We start from the raw sequence: 211 nt of genomic DNA on the forward strand, positions 1-211 counted from the left end.
CCAAATACCTCAAACGAGGTATTAGGCAAGGTAATGGTAAACGGGCCAGAATCGCACCCATTGTTTAATTATTTAAAATCGCATACTCGGGGTATTTCGCAAAACCGTGCTATTAAGTGGAATTTCACTAAGTTTTTAATTTACTCACAAGGGCAACTTGTTGCTCGCTATGCACCGCGTACTAAGCCCGAAACACTTATACAAGTAATAG

General features: G+C 40.3%; 1 pseudogene. It reads left to right on the forward strand.

What is annotated here, in order from left to right:
* Positions 1 to 211, forward strand: a pseudogene (locus V6260_RS19320) (glutathione peroxidase); the annotation flags it as partial.

It is taken from the genome of Pseudoalteromonas aliena (assembly GCF_038155085.1).
In the GTDB taxonomy this organism is placed as follows: domain Bacteria; phylum Pseudomonadota; class Gammaproteobacteria; order Enterobacterales; family Alteromonadaceae; genus Pseudoalteromonas; species Pseudoalteromonas aliena_A.